At 38.6% G+C, this 19,690-nt stretch carries 15 protein-coding genes; 6 read left to right on the forward strand and 9 right to left on the reverse strand.

Annotation, left to right across the window (positions count from 1 at the left end; translation table 11 throughout):
- Positions 1-95: 95 nt before the first annotated feature.
- The 8 genes from JW794_07830 to JW794_07865 form a co-directional block, all read right to left on the reverse strand.
- Positions 96-1,499 (reverse strand): sigma-54-dependent Fis family transcriptional regulator, encoded by a 1,404-nt coding sequence (locus JW794_07830; protein MBN2018018.1) that lies wholly within the window; start codon positions 1,497-1,499, stop codon positions 96-98.
- 17 nt (positions 1,500-1,516) lie between these two features.
- Positions 1,517-3,001, reverse strand: a complete 1,485-nt coding sequence (locus tag JW794_07835; protein ID MBN2018019.1) for a PAS domain S-box protein — start codon at positions 2,999-3,001, stop codon at positions 1,517-1,519.
- Between the two features lie 190 nt (positions 3,002-3,191).
- Positions 3,192-5,141 (reverse strand): hypothetical protein, encoded by a 1,950-nt coding sequence (locus JW794_07840; protein ID MBN2018020.1) that lies wholly within the window; start codon positions 5,139-5,141, stop codon positions 3,192-3,194.
- 21 nt (positions 5,142-5,162) lie between these two features.
- Positions 5,163-7,754 carry a hypothetical protein gene (locus JW794_07845; protein ID MBN2018021.1) on the reverse strand — a complete coding sequence of 864 codons (2,592 nt, stop codon included), beginning with the start codon at positions 7,752-7,754 and terminating at the stop codon, positions 5,163-5,165.
- A 63-nt stretch (positions 7,755-7,817) separates the two neighbouring features.
- On the reverse strand, positions 7,818-8,129 hold the full coding sequence (locus JW794_07850) for a DUF3467 domain-containing protein (GenBank protein ID MBN2018022.1): 312 nt from the start codon (positions 8,127-8,129) through the stop codon (positions 7,818-7,820).
- Between the two features lie 93 nt (positions 8,130-8,222).
- Entirely contained in the window at positions 8,223-9,749 is a 1,527-nt protein-coding gene (locus tag JW794_07855; GenBank protein ID MBN2018023.1) for an aldehyde dehydrogenase family protein, read from the reverse strand.
- Between the two features lie 300 nt (positions 9,750-10,049).
- The gene (gene pruA, locus JW794_07860; protein ID MBN2018024.1) at positions 10,050-11,681 is read right to left on the reverse strand and encodes an L-glutamate gamma-semialdehyde dehydrogenase; all 1,632 of its coding nucleotides are present in this window, start codon (positions 11,679-11,681) and stop codon (positions 10,050-10,052) included.
- Positions 11,682-11,696: 15 nt separating this feature from the next.
- The gene (locus JW794_07865; protein ID MBN2018025.1) at positions 11,697-11,912 is read right to left on the reverse strand and encodes a DUF1858 domain-containing protein; all 216 of its coding nucleotides are present in this window, start codon (positions 11,910-11,912) and stop codon (positions 11,697-11,699) included.
- 611 nt (positions 11,913-12,523) lie between these two features.
- On the opposite strand from JW794_07865, the gene JW794_07870 reads away from it, so the two are divergent.
- The 6 genes from JW794_07870 to JW794_07895 all read left to right on the forward strand — a co-directional run bounded on the left by JW794_07870 (position 12,524) and on the right by JW794_07895 (position 16,983).
- Complete coding sequence (locus JW794_07870) at positions 12,524-13,372, forward strand: hypothetical protein (GenBank protein ID MBN2018026.1); 849 nt, start codon at positions 12,524-12,526, stop codon at positions 13,370-13,372.
- Between the two features lie 340 nt (positions 13,373-13,712).
- Positions 13,713-14,255: an ECF transporter S component gene (locus JW794_07875; protein ID MBN2018027.1), complete on the forward strand. Its 543-nt coding sequence runs from the start codon at positions 13,713-13,715 to the stop codon at positions 14,253-14,255.
- A 1-nt stretch (position 14,256) separates the two neighbouring features.
- Complete coding sequence (locus JW794_07880; protein MBN2018028.1) at positions 14,257-14,904, forward strand: ABC transporter ATP-binding protein; 648 nt, start codon at positions 14,257-14,259, stop codon at positions 14,902-14,904.
- The gene (locus JW794_07885) at positions 14,901-15,569 is read left to right on the forward strand and encodes an ABC transporter ATP-binding protein (GenBank protein ID MBN2018029.1); all 669 of its coding nucleotides are present in this window, start codon (positions 14,901-14,903) and stop codon (positions 15,567-15,569) included. The genes JW794_07880 and JW794_07885 overlap by 4 nt, the downstream gene beginning before the upstream one ends.
- Positions 15,570-16,295 (forward strand): hypothetical protein, encoded by a 726-nt coding sequence (locus JW794_07890; protein MBN2018030.1) that lies wholly within the window; start codon positions 15,570-15,572, stop codon positions 16,293-16,295.
- 22 nt (positions 16,296-16,317) lie between these two features.
- Complete coding sequence (locus tag JW794_07895; GenBank protein MBN2018031.1) at positions 16,318-16,983, forward strand: HAD family hydrolase; 666 nt, start codon at positions 16,318-16,320, stop codon at positions 16,981-16,983.
- 44 nt (positions 16,984-17,027) lie between these two features.
- On the opposite strand, the gene JW794_07900 is transcribed toward JW794_07895, so the two are convergent.
- Positions 17,028-19,283 carry a T9SS type A sorting domain-containing protein gene (locus JW794_07900; protein MBN2018032.1) on the reverse strand — a complete coding sequence of 752 codons (2,256 nt, stop codon included), beginning with the start codon at positions 19,281-19,283 and terminating at the stop codon, positions 17,028-17,030.
- Positions 19,284-19,690 lie beyond the last annotated feature (407 nt).

A 19,690-nucleotide genomic window follows, 5' to 3' on the forward strand; every position in this document is an offset into this window, starting at 1 on the left:
GTATGAGATCGCGGAATAAATTCCGCAATTTGCGGAATAAATTACACAATGTTCAGTTCAAATACTTAAATGTTAACGAGTTAATATGATAAAAATCAGGCTTTTATATCAAGTTCTTTCAATTTTTTATAGAGTGTATTTCGATCAATTTCAAGGATTTTAGCTGCTATTGTTTTGTTGAAATGAACCTCACGCAGCACACTGAGAATAATCTCTCTTTCAATGTCAGTATTCAATTTGGAGGTTATTTCTTTGAGCGTTTGTTTACGGTCAATAATATTTTTTGTAAATCTCTCTATTGAATGCTGTTTTGATGGTTCTGTTACGGGCTCTTCCTCAAATTCAAGTGATTCCGGTGTTATGTGATCACCATCTTCAACCAGAACTGCTTTTTTAATAATATTCTTCAGTTCACGCACATTACCCGGCCAATGATACTTCAGCAGCTTCTTCATTGCTTCAGATGAAAAATCATCGATACCTTTATCGAATTCCTTCTTTGCTTCATTCAGAAAGATTTCTGCAAGAATGGGAATATCTTCCTTCCTTTCCTTCAGAAGCGGAAGTACGATCTTAAACTCATTCAATCTATGATAGAGATCCTCTCTGAAATCTCCATTATGAACCGCATCATTCAGATCGACATTAGATGCAGTGAGTATTCTTACATCAACACGAATCGATTGCTTCCCTCCAAGATGATAGACCTGCTTTTCTTCGATCGCTCTTAGCAGTTTTGCTTGAGCAGGCTCTGGAAGATTCGTGATCTCATCAAGAAATAGTGTTCCTTTATCAGCCTGTTCAAATTTTCCCATTTTTGCTGTTTCAGCACCGGTAAAAGCACCTTTTTCATAACCGAAAAGTTCACTCTCGATAAGACTTTCCGGAATAGCACCACAATCGATGGGTATAAATTCCTCGCACCTTCTATTGCTTTTTTTGTGTATAAGATGAGCTATTACTTCCTTTCCAGTACCGGTTTTTCCCTGAACGATAACACTCATATTAGTTGGAGCGATCATACTCACTTTCTTCAATACATCTTTGATCAGAAAAGAAGTACCCATTTCTTTTTCATATGTAATTTTCTCCTCCAGCTTTTCTCTTAGAACCTGCACTTCTTTTTTCAGTTGCTGCGAGCGAATAGCTTTTTGGATTGTTAATAAAAGTTCATCATTATCAAAAGGTTTTGTAATATAATCAAAAGCGCCCAACTTCATTGATTTGATCGCTCCCTTGATATCTCCGTACGCTGTTAGAATTATGATACAGCATTCATAATCCGGTATATCTTTCTTGACCTTTTCGAGTATTTTTATTCCGTTTATATCAGGGAGACGAATATCAAGCAAGACAATATTCGGTGCGTTGCTCTTTATGATCTGTAGCGCTTTTTTTCCCGTATCTGCAGTTAGTACTATATATCCTTCACTTTGCAAAATTACCTGAAGAGTATTTTGCAGTTCCTTATCGTCATCAACAACTAAAATCGTACTCATATTTTCTGCTCCCACAACTATAAGGATCGGTTGTCATGATGTACTGGCAGTGCAATCGCAAATGTTGTTCCTTTATTATAAGTACTCTTCACATTGACCTTTCCCCTGTGTGACTGGATTATCCTATGAGCTACAGACAGACCGAGTCCAACACCTTCTTTTTTGTTCGTGAAAAAAGGATTGAATATTTTATCGATGTTTTTCTTTGGAATTCCTCTACCTGTATCCTGGATAGCAATCGAAATAAAACCATCAACTTGTTTTACATTAATTGTCAAACAACCGCCTTTAGGCATCGCTTCAATTGAATTCATCACAATATTCATCATTGTTTGCTCGATCTGCTTCCCATCGATCTCAATTTTTGGAAGATTCTTTTCATAGCCGAATTGCAGGATCACTTGCTGATTTAGACGTTTTGCCTCGGTAAGTTTGCATACTCTCGATATAATATCAATTATTGAGATCTTGTCAATCTTCAGCTCGCGTGGTTTTGCGAAATCAAGAAGATCTTTAATTATTCCATTAGCTCTTTCAGAACTCCTCATGATCGCTTCCAGATTATTTCGCATCTGTTCATCCAACTTGAACTTTCTCATGCTATATTGAGAAAGTGCAGAGATGTTAGCCAGAGGATTTCTAATCTCATGTGCAATTCCTGCTGCCAGCACGCCAAGGTTTGCAAGGGTCTTTGTCTGGATCAATTCTTCCTGCGTTTGATGCAGAAGATTGCTCGTATTTTTCAACTCCTCTTCAGATAGTTTTCTCTTTGAAATATCTCTGATAGTGCCTATAAAACCTTTTCGTTCAACAATCTTGTCATCAAAAGATGTCGTATTGATTTCAACTGAGATAGTTTTACCTCCTTTTCGAATGATTTCTGTTTCAAAAAGAGGTAATTCTTCTCCCGAAAGTCTCTGCTTAAACCTTTCAAGTGCTTCTTCGATACGTTCGGAAGCTAATACCGAAGTAAAATGTTTTCCAATGTACTTTTCGCCATTTAAACCAGTGATCCTGTCAAATGCAGAGCTGATAAATGTAAACTTTCCTTTCTGATCAAGCGAAAAAATAATATCCATAACAGCTTCAGTTAAGAGGTGATATTTCTCCTCACTCTCCAAAACTTTTTTCTCCATCTTGAACTTATGGAAAGCGATCTCAAGAGCAATTCTCAATTCTTCGATTTTAAATGGTTTGGTTATGAAGCCATAAGGTTCACTCATTTTTGCTTTTTCAATAGTTTTTTCATCCGAGTGAGCAGTGAGATAGATGAGCGGTATTTTATATTTTTCTTTTATCTGTTTAGCCATCTCAATACCGTTGACATCACCTTCAAGGACGATATCAGCAAGAACGAAATCAGGATTCTTATCTTCGATGATCTGTATCGCTTCTGTGCTTGACGATGCTATATAGGTTTCGCTATATCCCAGATGACGAAGAATATTCTTTATGCTCGAAGCAATAAGACCTTCATCCTCAACAATTAAGATTGATTCCATAATATACTCCTAAATATTGTACATAACAGCACACCTTACAGTTATAGAAATTATTACACAAATAACATACTATCATGGCGCGAACTGGATGAGCACTAATATTTTTTTCCACCTACAATATATCATATTTAATTTTTTTGGTCAATTTCTTTTTTTATTAAAGATTTTTGATACTCTATGTTTACGCTGTTTACTTAAACTGTATCACTTCAGGACATGAAACACCAAAACCGGGCAAGTTTAAGTCTGGTTTACCTGACAAGGAAAGAGATATCTTACTTTTTCCATCAAGGTCTGGAAAATAAGTAAGCATAACCTGTACAGTTTTGAAAACAAGATCCTCATTTCGCATTCGCACTCCTGCACCAAAGCACATATAATGTTTATCTGTAAGAATATTGCTGTGCGCTGATCCTATAAATCCAATATCATAGAAACCGAAAAGAGCAAAATGAAATCCGATAAGATCCCATGGAGTATACGTAACGCTTTCGAAATTGATCACAAGCCGTTGCTGTCCCCGGGCTTCAGTATCATCAAATCCCCTAACATTTTCCAGGTTATGCAGATCAATCGTAAGATAATCGGGCTGATTCAATCCTTTCATATAGTCAATTTCTATGAAATTCCTTAGCCCGTAATCCCCAATTCTGTAATGTCTGGAAAATAGATGTGCATTAACAGCAAAAACACCTTCATCAAATTCCTTCCAGATCATTTTATTGAAATAACTGCCTATACCAAGTTGCATATAATAATACAGTGCTCTGTTGAAGATGAAGTTACCCTTGGATATCTGAAATCCAGTATAATATCTGCTTGCATATAATTCCGGATTCTCTATCCCGGCAATAAACTCGATCAAATGTCCATATGGTATATATTCGACATCTCCAAAGTCATAAATAAGATTACTTTTATAATATTTACTTCGCTGATGATTAAAGGAAAACAGTATTTCAGAACGATCATCAAACAAGGAACCGATCAAAGGATATTTATAATAATCATAGTGCGTTACTCGAATTAACTCAACAATATAGTCTGCTTTTGTCCGACCGAGTAGTTTCAACCGTTCCGCAACACCCACACAAAAATCCCCTTTCAAATATTCAAGAGGATGTTCCATCAGTGTGCTGTCATCAGGAGTATTGAGATAATACGTATTCACTTTTTCCAGACCGATCCCACCGGCAACATTGATTTTGGGAGGTATGAAATTTCGATTTAACACAAATCCATATCGCTCTTCATGTTCAGGATGATCATAGAACATCTCGCCTGTGATATACGTGTTGCCGATATGATAGATCTTGTAGAGTGCATCCTCAATATAAAACTCCTCTTCTCTGTCACGATCATATGCAACAGTGATACTGGCTTTGTGACCAAGTCCCACAATATTCAGGTCATATAATTCAAGGCTATACGAGTGAAATGATGATGCGCCCGGATTTCCCCCGAGAGGGAATTTATCCTTCGTGAGTACGAGCACATCTACATAATTCGGATTATTTGCGCAGACATAAACCTGGAAAAAGATCTCATTGATGTATGGAAGTTCGTATATGATCCTCTCGTTTTCAGCAAGTAAAGCAGGATCAATCCTATCTCCTTCTTTAAAAAGAAGCATATTTTTAATGACACGTATCCTGGTATCAACATGCATTTTATCTGCAATTCTTCTAGCCCATTGCACAATCTTGATCGAAGTGTCTGCTTCTTCCTGAAAAATTGGAATGTTCTCAATGTAAATATTACGTATAATTTTGTCTTTATATTTCAGGAATTGATATTCACTTTTCTGAAGTTTATATAATGGATCCTGGCTTTTTTGTCCTTTCTTGAAAGCAAGATTAAAGAGTGTTTTTGTTAATTCGGACTTATCAGCTTCCTCCTTGAGATCCACAAACATTTCATTGGTTGATGTCGTGTCTGTTTGAATATAAAAGGGAATAGAGTCGGTTATGACCAATGTCGTATCGTGAGGTGCTATCCATACAGAATCGCCAAAACATAACATATCTCCGGTTGTAAGATGTAATATGTAATCCCTGTAATCATCCTGAGAATAAAGTTGATGAACAACTCCAAGAAGAGTGAGAACACAGATTATAAATATATGTCGTTTAAGCTTCACTATGATTTCAGGCAGTAGTTATCAGAAACTGATCGAGAGGAGCAGATTGATCGCAGAACGACTTACCGTGATGTCATCCAATCCAAGTTTGAAATCTCCAAACTCAAGGATATCACCAAAGTCCAAACCAAGTTTATTTGTGAAATACAGCCATTCAAGACGTATCCCGATATCAATTGATTTCGGGAAAGATCCGTAATTTTTAAAAGGTATGTATTCTATGCCATATCCAATATGCCAGGTATTTGGCAATAGGTTATAGAGTTTGTGCCACGTAGGTCTCCGCACCCATGGAGTATCCGGATGTTCAATTTTTTCTCCGTCTCCTTCGATATTTTCAATCCGGTAAAAACTAATTCCATAACCTGCTTTCACATAGAATTGCAAGTCTTTAGTTGTAATATTATATCTCATACTACCCACATATTCCCAGAAATTCAGATCAGTTCGAAGTTTGAATGGTTCGGGACGATTCGTTAATGAAATATCAATTGCTATTTCACTTCTGGAATGACGGATTGTATTCTCTGTTACAAAATATTTTCCCAGATAGAAATTCACACCCATTCTTGGTGATACTGCCGGTTTCACTTCTATGTCTATATTGGTCGACACAGAATCGAGAGCCGGATCAAGCTCTATCACTTTGCTATAAATTTCATAATACTGCTCCGGATGAAAAATAAGAGCAAAGTACTCTTCGGGTAAAAACTGATATGCAACTCCCCCATTGAAACCTATGAACCTGAAGGGTATCTTTTCTTTTGTATAAAATGTCGGTATTGATTTTTTCAAGGTCGCCCTGAACGGTGCCGCTGCAACTCTCCAAATAAAATCAAACGGTGGAACATTGGAAAGGAGAGGAAAGGTCAGGTTGAGGTATCCAAGGTCGTTCATGTAGCTATCTTCCAGTGTAACAGGGAAATAGGAACTCAATTTATGGGGATAGTACGGGTGGTAGCGGGAATTACTCCCTGCTTGGTTCCATCCAACTGTATAGGTAGGTGTAAAAGGTGACATGTTCCCTGTATCAGCATTTTTGACCACACCGGCAAAAGGAGATATCGAAGCGGGATAACCCCAATGTATGGGGAACATGAGCCAGCCCCAGGTATGACGAATTGATGGTTTTGTTCGCAGAAGCGGATAAATCGTTTCCCAATCAGGCACAATACAAATTCTGTCCGGTCGGTTCATGGGTAGGACACTACCTCTTTTTAAAGAACCGTCGGACATAAATATTTCAAGAGAATCAAGGGAGTTCAAATATTCGGAATAATTGAATCTACGTGACACTAATTCTGTTGCTCCAGCAGGTCCTACTTCTTTAAACAATCCGGTAAAGGGATATGAACCATGTGAGTCTCTATTCTTACCACCCGGCTTTGCGAGTAGCTGATCATTTCCTTTATCATCTCCGCCGATATATACCACCGGGTGGGTGTTGATCTCTTTTTCTTCATTACTTATATACGCTCGTTCACGGATCTTTTTATCGATCCAATCCTCCCCCATTCGTTCATATTCAAGCTTTTCAACCTGTCGGTTCCACATATCATATGGTGAATAAACATTCGGATCTGCATAATTCATCATCATGACTTTATAATGGAAACAATACTCGACCCGTTTTATCACAAGCTGGTTATCCCACTTCTCATCAGCCACCTTATCTCTATTGATCGGTTTATCATGTAATCCTACGCCCTTGAGTAACCTACCGATTTCCTGTTCGATGAGTAAGGTCTCAACTCTGTTTAAAGGTGAAATAACGATATTAATATGTTCCCAATCACCTTCATGATCATTTCCACCGTCATTGTATGGATAGAAAAACCAATACTGAAGAAGAAACTCATACCCGAGAAGCGAGTTATCCATCTTTGAATAAACACCTCGTATAAAAGGATGCACAAAAGTCATTACATAACTCAAAAACCGTTTCTTAAGTGTTTGGGTCAATGTGTTGGAATAGTGCTCTTTCCAGGTCTCTTCATCCTCACCCGGGAAGTCAAAATAGAAAACTTTATACTGCAGAAAATCAGGTTTCCTGGAATCAGATATCAAAAGCGGACTGGGATTTAATGGATCAAATTCATCGAGTAAGTTCAGATATTTGCAGTCATCATTTTCAATAACCGGAGGTTTCGAGAGACAATCAATACTATCCGATTTGAGAAATTGAAGCGGACACGGCTTTCCCATCTTACCAAAATTCACCGTTTGCATATCAACGATCTTAGCTCTATCGAGTGAGATATCCCACGTATCAACATATAAAGGATGATGAGGTTCGAGTATAAATTTTCTGAAATCCATCGGTGGAAGTGTAGTATTGAGTATCATATAGGGAGCAAATTTGATAGCCAGTCGCTGAAGGATTCCAAATCTGTTATCATCGATACCGTCAACCGGATTTATATCCTGATAATCAGGGCTGTTTTTATCTCCAAATAAAGCAAAATACTTGCTTGCAGGTGTTTGCTGAACGATCCTGGGATATGAAAGTTCGAGAAATTTAATATACTCATCCCTCGGTATAGTGGCAGCTTCAAGAATACTTACAACAAGGATAATGAATAATGAACCAATAACTAGTATTTTTTTATTCATAAGCGTTGCAATCCTAATTTGATCTGATAATTAGCTCGATTCTATAGATTAAAAATCACTTTTTTACTGGTTTATTGTAGCTTGCTGAAAACCTATATTTTGTTTTGATCCTTGCTCTGGCAGCTTAATCGCTCCGAATTGTTCTTCGTATTTTTTCAGATTTCGTTCTAAGAGCTGCATCAGTCGTTTTGCATGTTGAGGTGATAATATTACCCGGGAATAGATCGTTGCCTCAGGAACAGCTGGAAGAATTCTGCCAAAATCGACAACGAATTCTGATTGATTGAAATTCATGAATGCCACGTTTGAATAGATACCTTCCGAATGTTCTTTTGGTATATTGATCTTGATCTGCTGTTGCTTTTGTTCAGCCATGTTTCTCCTTTTCCAAAAAAAGTGGGACATTTATTTATGCCCTACTTTGAAATACAATAATATTTTTTTCAAGAATTTTATTTCATTTGATAACTAATCGAGGTCAAATTCGACACCTTGAGCAAGCGGCATCTTCTTACCCCAATTTATAGTGTTCGTCTGACGTCTCATATATGCTTTCCATGCATCACTGCCAGCTTCTCGACCGCCACCGGTCTCTTTTTCTCCACCAAACGCCCCGCCGATCTCAGCGCCGCTTGTACCAATGTTGACATTTGCAATACCGCAATCGCTTCCGCGATCGCTGAGGAACTGCTCTGCATATTGGATATTGTTGGTAAATATGGCTGATGAAAGTCCCTGCGGAACATCATTATGAAGTTCGATCGCCTGATCGATGTTCTTGATTTTTATCAGATACAGGATTGGTGCAAAGGTTTCTGCTTGAACGATCTGCATGTTATTTTGTGCAGTCGCAATCGTAGGAAGTACATAGCAACTTCCGGGAACACCTTCTGTTAATACTTCTCCACCATATATGATCTCGCCGCCCTGTTCCTCTATCTTCTCGAGGGCATTCTGATATGCTTTGACGGCAGATTGGTCAACTAAAGGACCCATAAGTACATCTGGATCGAGAGGATTTCCAATAGGTACTGAGCCATATGCTTTTTCAAGTTTCTTCACAAAATCATCAAAGATATCTTCGTGAAGAAGAACTCTTCTTGTCGATGTACAACGCTGCCCTGAAGTACCGACTGCACCGAAAAGCACAGCTTTGAGCGCCAGTTCGATATTTGCATCTTCCATAACGATGATCGCATTATTGCCGCCAAGTTCGAGAATGACTTTGCCGTATCTTTTTGCAGCTGCCTGATATACTCTCTTACCCATCTGACAGCTTCCTGTAGCGCTTATGAGCGGAATATTTTTATCATTGATGAGCTTCTCTCCGATTTCACTTCCGCGTCCGATAACAAGATTGAATATCGCTTTTGGAACATCCTGCGTTTCAAGAACCTGATGCACGATTTTTGTGACTGCAATTGCGGTTAAGGGTGTTGATGTTGAGGGTTTCCATATCATTGTGTCGCCGCATACTGCTGCAACAAAAGCATTCCAGGCCCAGACTGCGACGGGGAAATTGAATGCAGAGATGATGCCGATCACACCAAGCGGATGATATTGCTCAAACATTCTATGTTCTGGTCTTTCTGACTGTATCGTTGCGCCATAGAGTTGACGTGACATGCCAACTGCAAGATCAGCCATGTCGATCATTTCCTGGACTTCACCAAGCCCTTCTGTATAGATCTTTCCCATTTCCATAGTAACAAGTTGACCGAGTTCATCTTTATATTTTCTAAACTCGAGCCCGATCAGTCTGACGATCTCGCCCCGTTTAGGAGCAGGAATATTTCTCCAAATTTTGAATGCTTCCTGCGCTTTTTCTGCAACCTTGTCATAATCTTCTGCAGTTGCAGTTTTCACCTTACCAAGAATCGAATCATCGATTGGTGAAAACACGGTGACCTCTTCACCTTTTGTATGAAGCCAATCGCCGCAATATGCGCCGTGATTGACCTCTTTGATACCGAGTTTTTCAAGTATTTCTTTCATGTATCTCCTAATTAGAAACCACGAAATTCACGAAATAACACGAAAACAAAACTGGGACTAAAGTAAGTGCAAAATCAAATCTGCACTCGTTCCCAAACCCTTGCTTGGGGATGTAATACTTTATTGTTCTTAAAATTAGTTTCATCTTCCGTAATTCAATGATTTTCTTGGTTCTTCATAATCTTTTTTTCACTTATTTACTACCCAAGGCACTCTTACTATAAACAGATTTAATTATAATTTTCATAAACACAAATAATTTTTTAGTGTATTTCGTGCTTTTCGTGGTAAAATTTCAATTTATTCTTCTTCCATGAAGGGGTAACGATAATCGGTTGGGGGATTGAAATTCTCTTTGATGGTTCGCGGAGAAACCCAGCGAAGCAGATTGATCATATCGCCAGCTTTATCATTCGTGCCCGAAGCACGTGCACCACCAAATGGCTGCTGCCCGACAACTGCACCTGTCGGTTTATCATTAACATAGAAATTACCAGCTGCATTTCTGAGAATATCCTTTGCCAATAAGATCGCTTCTCTATCATTCGCAAATACCGCACCGGTCAATGCATAGGGTGATGTTTCATCGCAGAGATGGAGGGCTTCTTCGAATTTTTCATCTTTATAGACATAAATAGTAATGACAGGTCCGAATATCTCTTCCTGAATGGTTTTGAACTTCGGATTTGTCGTTAGAATGATAGTTGGCTCGATGAAGTAACCTTTCGAATCATCGAAATTTCCACCAACAATTATTTCCGCATCATTAGCTGCTTTTGCATATTTGATGTAATCTGTAATGGAATCATACGCTGCTCTATCGATCACAGCATTCACAAAATTAGTGAAATCCATGACATCACCCATCTTGAGTGATTTGATATCTTCGATAAGCGGATTCTTGATGTGGTCCCATACAGTTTTGGGTATATAAGAGCGTGATGCAGCCGAGCATTTCTGTCCCTGATATTCAAAAGCACCCCGAATAATTGCTACTTTGAGCACTTCGACATCTGCTGAAGTATGAGCAACGATGAAATCCTTACCACCGGTCTCACCAACGATTCGCGGATAGGTCTTATAATTCTGAATATTTCCGCCGATCATTTTCCACATACTCTGGAATGTTGCAGTGCTACCAGTAAAGTGCACACCTGCCAGATCAGGACTTTGTAGAACAGGATTACCAACCTGTGCACCTGAACCGGGAATAAAGTTAATGACACCATCGGGCACACCTGCTTCTTTGAATAATTTCATAAGATAATAACCGCTATAGACCGCAGATGACGCTGGCTTCCACAAAGACACATTACCCATGATTGCCGGTGCTGATGGCAGATTACCTGCGATGGATGTAAAGTTGAACGGTGTAACAGCAAAGATAAATCCTTCAAGTGCACGATGTTCAAGCATATTCCATATTCCAGCAGATGAGTTCGGCTGACGTTCATAGATCTTCATTGCATAGTACGTATTGAAACGGAAAAAGTCTATGAGTTCACATGCAGAATCGATCTCTGCCTGGAACGCATTTTTGCTTTGCGTGAGCATGGTCGCAGCATTAAGGATCGGACGATACTTCGTGGCAAGGAGCTGTGCAGCTCTCTGAAAGATCGCTACACGATCTTCCCATGGCATATCTGCCCATTTCTGTCGTACTTCCAATGCAGCATCGATCGCCATCTGAACTTCCTTGGCTCCTGCCTTGTGATATTTGCCAATAAGATGTTTGTGATCATGAGGAATCCTGCATTCTCCGAGATTTCCGGTTTTGATCTCTTTTCCACCAATAATGAGTGGAATTTCGATCTCCTTGCTCATCATCTCTTTGAGGGTTTGTTTAAGTAGTGTCTTTTCGGGTGAACCCGCACGATAACCGAGGATCGGTTCATTCGTCGGGAAGGGCACCTCCAATTTTGCATTAGGCATGAACATACCTCCTGTTTATTTTTGTAAAAATTCGTTTAACTCGATTAATATACTGTCTATTTGTTCTTCGGTGAAGTCCTTTTCCTGCATGAGTTCTTCAAGCGACCCCCAGACCGGTTCTCCACACATAACGCACACAATATTTTTCTTCGAAAGGAATTCCTGAGCAGTGGGATACTTCTCTAATATTTCCTCGATCCACATATCTTTTGTAATGAGTTTCTCAGCCATTGCTGTCACCACGTATTTTATTTTAGATTAGCTTCTAAGGTGACGTATAATTTCGTGTCAAGTTCTTGCCCGATTTGTACCCATATTTGAGAGAAACCACTAAATACACGAAAAATAATTTCACGCAAAGAGCGCAAAGAAAAGATGCAGAGATCGCTGAGATTAACAATAAAAAAAGCGTGTCATTCCTGCGGAAGCATGAATCCAGCAAATAACTGAGGTGTCAAGGACCATTCAGTGACACCATAAGCTCATAACAGTCAGGGAGTGGTCCCTGACTGCTCGATAAATTTTAGAACGTGTATATCATTTCACCGCCTGTTAAGAAAATGCGTTTAGAAATTTTGTAAAAATGGATATGAAATAAAATTTGACAACAAGAAATGTATTTTTTTTTAAAACACTCAAAGGAATTGAAACAGTTTGTATAAAGAAGCGGAAAAGAGAGCATGTGACAGTTTGCAAAACTCCGCTTGAATTTTAAACAAGGAAAAAGTGATAAATAAAATGAGAAAGCAAATTTGGTATAATAAACACAATACGCTTATTTATTTGTTATGCACAATATAAAAACACAAACAAACGTAACAAGAACAAAAGGAATAAATAACATGAAAAACAAAATCATATTTACTTTAACCATAACACTAATTGTTGTCTTTTCAAGTTGCTCGAAAGACGGTGGTTTAGTCGATAGTTTAGAAAATGCGATAACATTTAACTATAATGGTCAAAACAGGGAATATTTATTTTACAAACCTGACAATTTGCCTGCAAACTCACCGTTGGTTGTTGTAATGCACGGATATACAGAAAGTCCAACAAGATACTTTAATTACATTGGATTTAATCAGATAGCAGACACCGCAAAATTTGCTGTTTGTTATCCCAAAGCAATAGACTTAACATGGGATATTAAAAATTTCAATTCGAAAGATCTCGGATTTGTAAAGGCATTAACACAAGAACTTCAAGTTCAACACTCGCTGAACCCGAATAAGACATTTGCTACGGGCTTTTCAATGGGTGGTGCTATGAGTAACCTTTTGGCATTAGATGAGTATAGTATTTTTACAGCCGTAGCACCAGTAGCGGGCTATGTATCTGCAGATGTTTGGAATGAAAAAAATCCTCAAATTCCAATTCCTGTATTTTTAATTCACGGAACAGATGACCAAGTAGTTAGTATTGACGGTTATTATGGCGGACCTTCTTTAGATTCACTAGCCAATTATTATGCTACACTCAATAATTGTACGACAACTAATACGAGTCAGTTCACAACGAACACAAATGCTACTTATCATGAAAATGGTACGAACGATAATGAAGTATGGTATTATAGAATTACAGGTCATGGCCATGTGTTTCCCGGAGACACCGATCCCAAAGCTATACCTTATGATAATTCAGGTTTTAATGGGGCAAAAGAAATATGGAGATTTTTCAGTAAATGGTAAATAATACTGTGCAAAACAATGTATATACAAAATAGGCGAGATAGTAGTAAACTCAAGGTTTGTAGCCCGTTCAAACAGCGTAGCGGTTTGACGGGAAGGAAACCCGCAATCTGCCACTACTCATACAATTTACCGTTAAACCGAAAAAGTTAAAATCCATTTTACCCCCCACAAAAAACCGATATACAACATTCCACCAATAACTCTTACAATGAAAGAACTTCCTCTTCAACTTCAATTTTTCATTTTTAATTTTTAATTTTGCATTTCGATCATCTCGCTTGACAGACAATTCAAAGAAAATCTATTCAAACATCTATAAAAACGAAAAGCAGAACATATGAAATTTCTAAAAAGATTCTCAACACAGGATTTGCTTTACATTGCGATCTTCAGCGCACTTGGTCTGGCGATCAAGCCGCTCATCACCCCTATCGCGCAAATGCTCTCCCGTATGCTGATGATAACGGGCGGCTCACTTTTCGGCGGTTTGTATATGATGTGGATCGTGCTGGCAGTTGCAACAGTCAGAAAACCTTGGGCTGGCACACTTGTCGGGCTGGTACAGGGATTTGTCATGCTTGCGCTCGGGTACATTGGAACCCATGGAGCACTCTCTATTCTCACTTTTACACTACCCGGCATTGCAGCAGATATAGCTGCTTTTTTTCCTCATAATTTTTCCAAACCAATATCGCATATTGTCGTGTGTGTATCGGCAAATCTCGCAGGCACGCTTCTTGTCTCGATACTCGTCTGGCAGCTTCCGTTCATCCCCATTCTCATATCACTGGGGCTGAGCCTCCTCTCTGCAATCGGCGGTGGTTTGCTTTCGTTTTTGATCTTTAAACGTTTACAATTTTTCGGCTTAACTGATAAGTAATATGTCGCTACTGAATATTCAACAATTATTCTTCAAATATCATCAAACTGATGACTGGCTTTTTCAAGACCTGAATCTATCAGCAGAAAATGGTGAAGTAATCGTAATTCATGGTTTAAACGGAAGTGGAAAATCAACGCTGCTTTCTCTGCTTTGCGGAATCATTCCGAAAGAAATAAAGGGTGTAAAAGACGGAGTCATCTCGATAAATGATATCGATATTGACGGGCTTAGTTTACCGGAACTTTCACCACTCGTCAGTATGGTTTTTCAGGAGCCGGAGATGCAGCTTAGCTTCCCCATTGTGGAACAGGAGCTTGCATTTGGACCGGAAAATGTAATGGTCAAAGAACATGAGATCTGCCAGAGAATTCAAAGAATTTCCGATTTACTACACATATCTCACCTTCTGAAATCAGACATCGCATCGCTTTCTTACGGGCAAAAAAAACTCATAACAATTGCTGCTCTGTATACCCTCTCACCAGATATTATTCTTCTCGACGAACCAGAGGATGGATTATCTGCAGATTCTATCGGAAGTATCAGAGATTGTATCATGCAATATAAACAAGAGAAACTCACGATCATTTCATCAACAACCCATACCTTTGATGACATCTCAGACCGGATCATAACAATATCATGAAGCCCTTCTTTTCTCTGCAGAATGTGAGTTTTTCTTATGATGACAACTGCATTTTTGAGACAATCAATCTTGATTTTTTCAGGCAAGAAGTAATCGTCATTTCAGGTGAGAACGGTACTGGCAAAACGACTCTGTGCAAGATTTTATTCGGGTTGTACAAACAATTTTCAGGTGATATCTTATTCGAGGAAAAAGATCTACCTGGTATCGATATTGATTATATTACATCAAAAATATCCTTCATACAAGAACAGACGCAGCATGGTTTTCTTGGGGCAACGCCGGATGAAGACCTTGCAATATGGCAGCATAAATTTCAAAGAAGAGATGATGAGACCTTCAAAGCAAAGAGAAATGCAATCTTTGAACGATTCGGTATAAACCATATTTCAAACAAACCGATCTGGGAACTGAGTTCCGGACAGCAAAAAAGGGTGGTACTCGCTTCCCTGCTGCTGAATACACATAAATTCTGGATATTGGACGATCCGCTCTTTAGTTTAGACTCCAATGGGATAAATACGTTACTCTCAATCCTTGCTCAACACAAACTTTTAGGTTCAGGAGCACTTATTGCCACACAACGTCCGCACATTTTTTCGTTAGTCGCAGACAGCATATATGAGATCAAAGGTAAAAAGCTATCACCGGTTTTGGGAAAATAGATGAATCCACGCACATATCTTATTATAACGATCATCATTTCAACGCTCTCGCTAATTCTGAGAAGTGTGGTACAGCTTTCAATCCTTCTTGCTGTGAGTGTACTGTTTGTTATTGTTCTCAATCCAACCAAAAAGAGATTTGCACTTCTCTGGAAACGTCTTCGATTTATCTTGATCCTGATCATTTTCCTTTTTGTCTTACAGCTTCTTTTCAGACATCACGGTGAAGTACTCTTTCATTGGTCGTTTATTACGCTGTATACTGACGGATTTGTTATTGCATTAGCGGTGAGTATCCGCCTTCTTATTCTGCTTCTCATCGTATCTCTGCTCTTCGACATCCCTTATTATGACTTTCTTCTTGCATTGCGTGGATGGAAGATCCCTTATGAAATATGTCTTATGATAGCAAGTACATTTTACTTTGTCCACATGTTCGAGGATCAGTTGAAGATCACGAAAGAGCAACTGGGGTTTCGAGAGATATCATTGAGGAAGATACAGCTTTTTAGAAAATTTCGTGCGTATGAAATGGTCATTTTCCCTGTTCTTGCCCGAGCGCTGCATACAGTCCGCTATCGTGCTATTGCACTGGACATCAAAGGATTCCGACTATATTCGAAAAGAACATATTATATTTCGAAAAAACTCAAATGGTTTGACTACATAATTCAGATCATCATCTTGATGATTTTCGCACTTGTCATATATATGATTGTGAAATAGAATGATAGAAATGAGAGAATGGATGAAGAAAATAAAAAATATTGATCTCGTCATTTTTGATATGGACGGCACGCTGCTGAAGTCCGAACAGTATGCAGTGGAGGCGATACATTGTGCATTAAAAGATCTTTATATACATCATGGAATTGAAAAACAATTACCTTCTCATGAACTCATTCTAGGTAAGATCGGGCAACCCTCTGTGCAATTCTATCTCGATCTTCTTGATGAAGAGCATAAGCATTTGATCGACGAACTTCACAAGGCTATTCAGGATCATGAAGAGAAGGCATTGAAATCGGGAAAAGGACAACTTTTCGATGGTGTCGTTGAAACGCTTTCATATTTGAAAAACAATGGATACAGGATCGGACTTGAGAGCAACTGTTCTTTAAGATATTTTCACAATGTCATACATGAACTAAATCTTGGAAGACATTTGGATATCAAACGTTGTATTGGAGAAGAAGAAGAAGGTCTGAACAAGATTAGAATTATCAATCAGTTCTTGAAAGAACTAGATAGTAAAGGGGCCGTGGTTGTAGGCGATCGATATTATGATGTTGAATCGGGTAAGGCAAACGGATGTGTGACAATCGGTTGCCTTTATGGCTATGGGAAAGAAGAAGAATTTGAGGATGCAGATTATGTGATCGAGAACATAACAGAGTTACAGGACTTATTATAAAAAAAGGGCTGAACATTTCAGCCCTGAAAATTACATTTTTTTCTTTATTTCATCAATATCAACTTCTTTATTTTTTCAATTTTACTATTAATGATCAGGTTATAGAAATATATCCCATTCTCAAGTACCTGCCCCTGTTCATCTTTGCCATTCCAGTAGATAGCATACGTCTGATCAGGTTGTGTAAAGATTGATGAAGACTTATATACCCGTTGTCCGAGAATATTATAGATATCTACTGACACGATACTTGCTGAATCTAAGGTAAATTTGAACTCGGTATTACTATGCACGGGATTCGGCACATTCTTGAGATCATACACAACAGGCGGTATGATTTGGGGTAGGTTTACCGACGGATCAGGAATCGTGAGCACCGCTACTTTATCATAATGTTTTACCATTCCGCTGTAATCTATCGATTCTAACCAGTAAAAATATATATTTCCAGTTTCAAAATTATCTATTCTATCTTCGTACACATATGACTGCGGCTGGGTAGTCGTGCCATGCCCTTCGATCATTTCAGATAATACTTCTGATGACAAAAAATCGTTCTCTGCATTTCTATACACAAACCAGCCCATATTATCAATTTCTGAATGGGTCACCCAGTATAGGGTTGGCGTATTTTCTATGAACTGAGCAGTGAAAGCTGCAAGTTCAACCGGAAGCGTAGCAGGATCAGAGGGATATTGCCAGTCAAAATAAGGATAACCGTCATTCCTTCCGTTCCCAATGTTCCAGGTACCTTCAGTTCCAAATCCCTTGAAATCCCATCCAGCATCTAAAAAAATGTTATTTGTTATGGTTGCATTAGTCATTTGAGCAGTAATTACACCTATCCCTCCATCACTACTATCCTGATTTGAAGTTTCTATATTCCAGAAACAGTTGCTTACTGTGTCATCATAACTTATTCCTATTAGACCACCAATTTCTCCAGAACCGCCACGTATGCTACCCACGCTACCAACACTATAACAGTTACTGGTTGTCGCTGTGTGGTTTACTCCGATCAGACCACCTAATTGAGATTTTCCTGACACTGCACCTGTACTATAGCAGTTGATTATCGTAGCGAGTGTATTAAATCCTATAAGACCTCCACACCATCCATCCCCAAATACATTACAGGAACTTGAGCATTTGCTAATTGTACCTGTTTGACAACTTCCTACCAGACCACCGGCAGCCCATTCACAGCATCCAATTGATCCTGAGCTATAGCAATTACTCACAATAGAATTGCTTGAACCCCCTGCCAGTCCGCCTATATATTCTGTCCCACTAATAACTACATCAAGCACCAGAGTATTTTCTATAGTAGCGCTATGTATAAGACCAAACATTCCCTGTAATCCGGAAATGCGGTTAATATACAAACCGGTAATGCTATGATATTGTCCTTTATAATTTCCTTTGAAGGGATTGTCAATATCGAATCCAATGGGTATCCATCCACCATCGGACCAGCTAGAGGTTATTGTGGCATCAATATCAGCAGTTTGGATGTAATAATTTTCCCATTTGTCCGAATTTTGTGTTATCCAATAAAGATTATTCAGATCAGAAATTTGATATGGATCGATGTCTGTGCCGGAACCAGTGGGTTGAAAAACTCCATCAACCCAGTTTGGATTTCCGACAAATGTGCCATCATAGGAATTAGTACTATTGTCTGTAATCGTTGTGCCACTCCCTTCATTCATAGGATAATAAGCCATCAAGCCACTTTCAGTTCCAGTTAATTCAACATTCATCGACGATTGGATCTGTTCCTGAGTTCGTGCAATATCCCACACTCGCAACTCATCAATTTGACCATCGAAATAGTTACTCCCCCATTTCCCAATATAAAATGTATTTGAAATCGTATTTAAACTCCTCGCCTGATTTGCTTTAAGAATTCCATTTGCATAAAGGATTACGTTTGTTCCATCGTACACTAGTGCGAAATGGATCCAGGCATTTATACTACCCGGTATTAAGACATCAAAATCCTGTCCCCATAATTGTACTACCCATCTATTATCAACGCTATTGTGAGTTCTTAATGAATATTCCCCAAGAGCTGACCCAGGATCACCAAATTGCCAAACACCTGTATTATTAAATGTGCGAGCATATACCCACGCTTCAATTGTACGGGGATTAGCACCAGTAACGATAACAGCGCCACAGTTCACATACTGGTTACTGCCGCCGAAATCAAGTCCATAGTCTTGTGCTATAAGGTTTGTGCAAAAAGCTAATACCGTAAAAATCAAAAAAACGAGAACTATATTTGTGCTTTTCATCTTATTTCTTCCTTTTTCAGATGAAGCTTCAGATTAAAAACAGATCTCTATCTTCTTATATTTTTTTTCACACGTGAGTTTACGTTAATCGATATATTCTAAGTCGGTTTTAGGTTAATTACATCGGGTTATTGAGATTTTCACATTTACTTAAAATTTATTAAATCAAAATACTACCAGTATTATCACCTGCACTCGACTCGTTGTTAATTTTTAATGCCTTATCAATAGCTGTTATATGGAATGAGCAACTATTTCATCATGATCAACTTCTTTGTTGTTTTAATTTTACTATTAATGATCAAGTTGTAGAAATATATCCCATTTTCAAGTACCTGCCCCTGTTCATCTTTGCCATTCCAGTAGATAGCATACGTCTGATCAGGTTGTGTAAAGATTGATGAAGA

Source organism: Candidatus Cloacimonadota bacterium, assembly GCA_016932035.1.
Classification (GTDB): domain Bacteria; phylum Cloacimonadota; class Cloacimonadia; order JGIOTU-2; family JGIOTU-2; genus Celaenobacter.

What these genes read in the sequence shown, in the direction of transcription:
- JW794_07830 (MBN2018018.1), bottom strand. Translation starts at nt 1,499, where the DNA reads ATGAGTACGATTTTAGTTGTTGATGACGATAAGGAACTGCAAAATACT.
- JW794_07835 (MBN2018019.1), bottom strand. Translation starts at nt 3,001, where the DNA reads ATGGAATCAATCTTAATTGTTGAGGATGAAGGTCTTATTGCTTCGAGC.
- JW794_07845 (MBN2018021.1), bottom strand. Translation starts at nt 7,754, where the DNA reads ATGAATAAAAAAATACTAGTTATTGGTTCATTATTCATTATCCTTGTT.
- JW794_07850 (MBN2018022.1), bottom strand. Translation starts at nt 8,129, where the DNA reads ATGGCTGAACAAAAGCAACAGCAGATCAAGATCAATATACCAAAAGAA.
- JW794_07855 (MBN2018023.1), bottom strand. Translation starts at nt 9,749, where the DNA reads ATGAAAGAAATACTTGAAAAACTCGGTATCAAAGAGGTCAATCACGGC.
- pruA (MBN2018024.1), bottom strand. Translation starts at nt 11,681, where the DNA reads ATGCCTAATGCAAAATTGGAGGTGCCCTTCCCGACGAATGAACCGATC.
- JW794_07865 (MBN2018025.1), bottom strand. Translation starts at nt 11,912, where the DNA reads ATGGCTGAGAAACTCATTACAAAAGATATGTGGATCGAGGAAATATTA.
- JW794_07870 (MBN2018026.1), top strand. Translation starts at nt 12,524, where the DNA reads ATGAAAAACAAAATCATATTTACTTTAACCATAACACTAATTGTTGTC.
- JW794_07875 (MBN2018027.1), top strand. Translation starts at nt 13,713, where the DNA reads ATGAAATTTCTAAAAAGATTCTCAACACAGGATTTGCTTTACATTGCG.
- JW794_07880 (MBN2018028.1), top strand. Translation starts at nt 14,257, where the DNA reads ATGTCGCTACTGAATATTCAACAATTATTCTTCAAATATCATCAAACT.
- JW794_07885 (MBN2018029.1), top strand. Translation starts at nt 14,901, where the DNA reads ATGAAGCCCTTCTTTTCTCTGCAGAATGTGAGTTTTTCTTATGATGAC.
- JW794_07890 (MBN2018030.1), top strand. Translation starts at nt 15,570, where the DNA reads ATGAATCCACGCACATATCTTATTATAACGATCATCATTTCAACGCTC.
- JW794_07895 (MBN2018031.1), top strand. Translation starts at nt 16,318, where the DNA reads ATGAAGAAAATAAAAAATATTGATCTCGTCATTTTTGATATGGACGGC.
- JW794_07900 (MBN2018032.1), bottom strand. Translation starts at nt 19,283, where the DNA reads ATGAAAAGCACAAATATAGTTCTCGTTTTTTTGATTTTTACGGTATTA.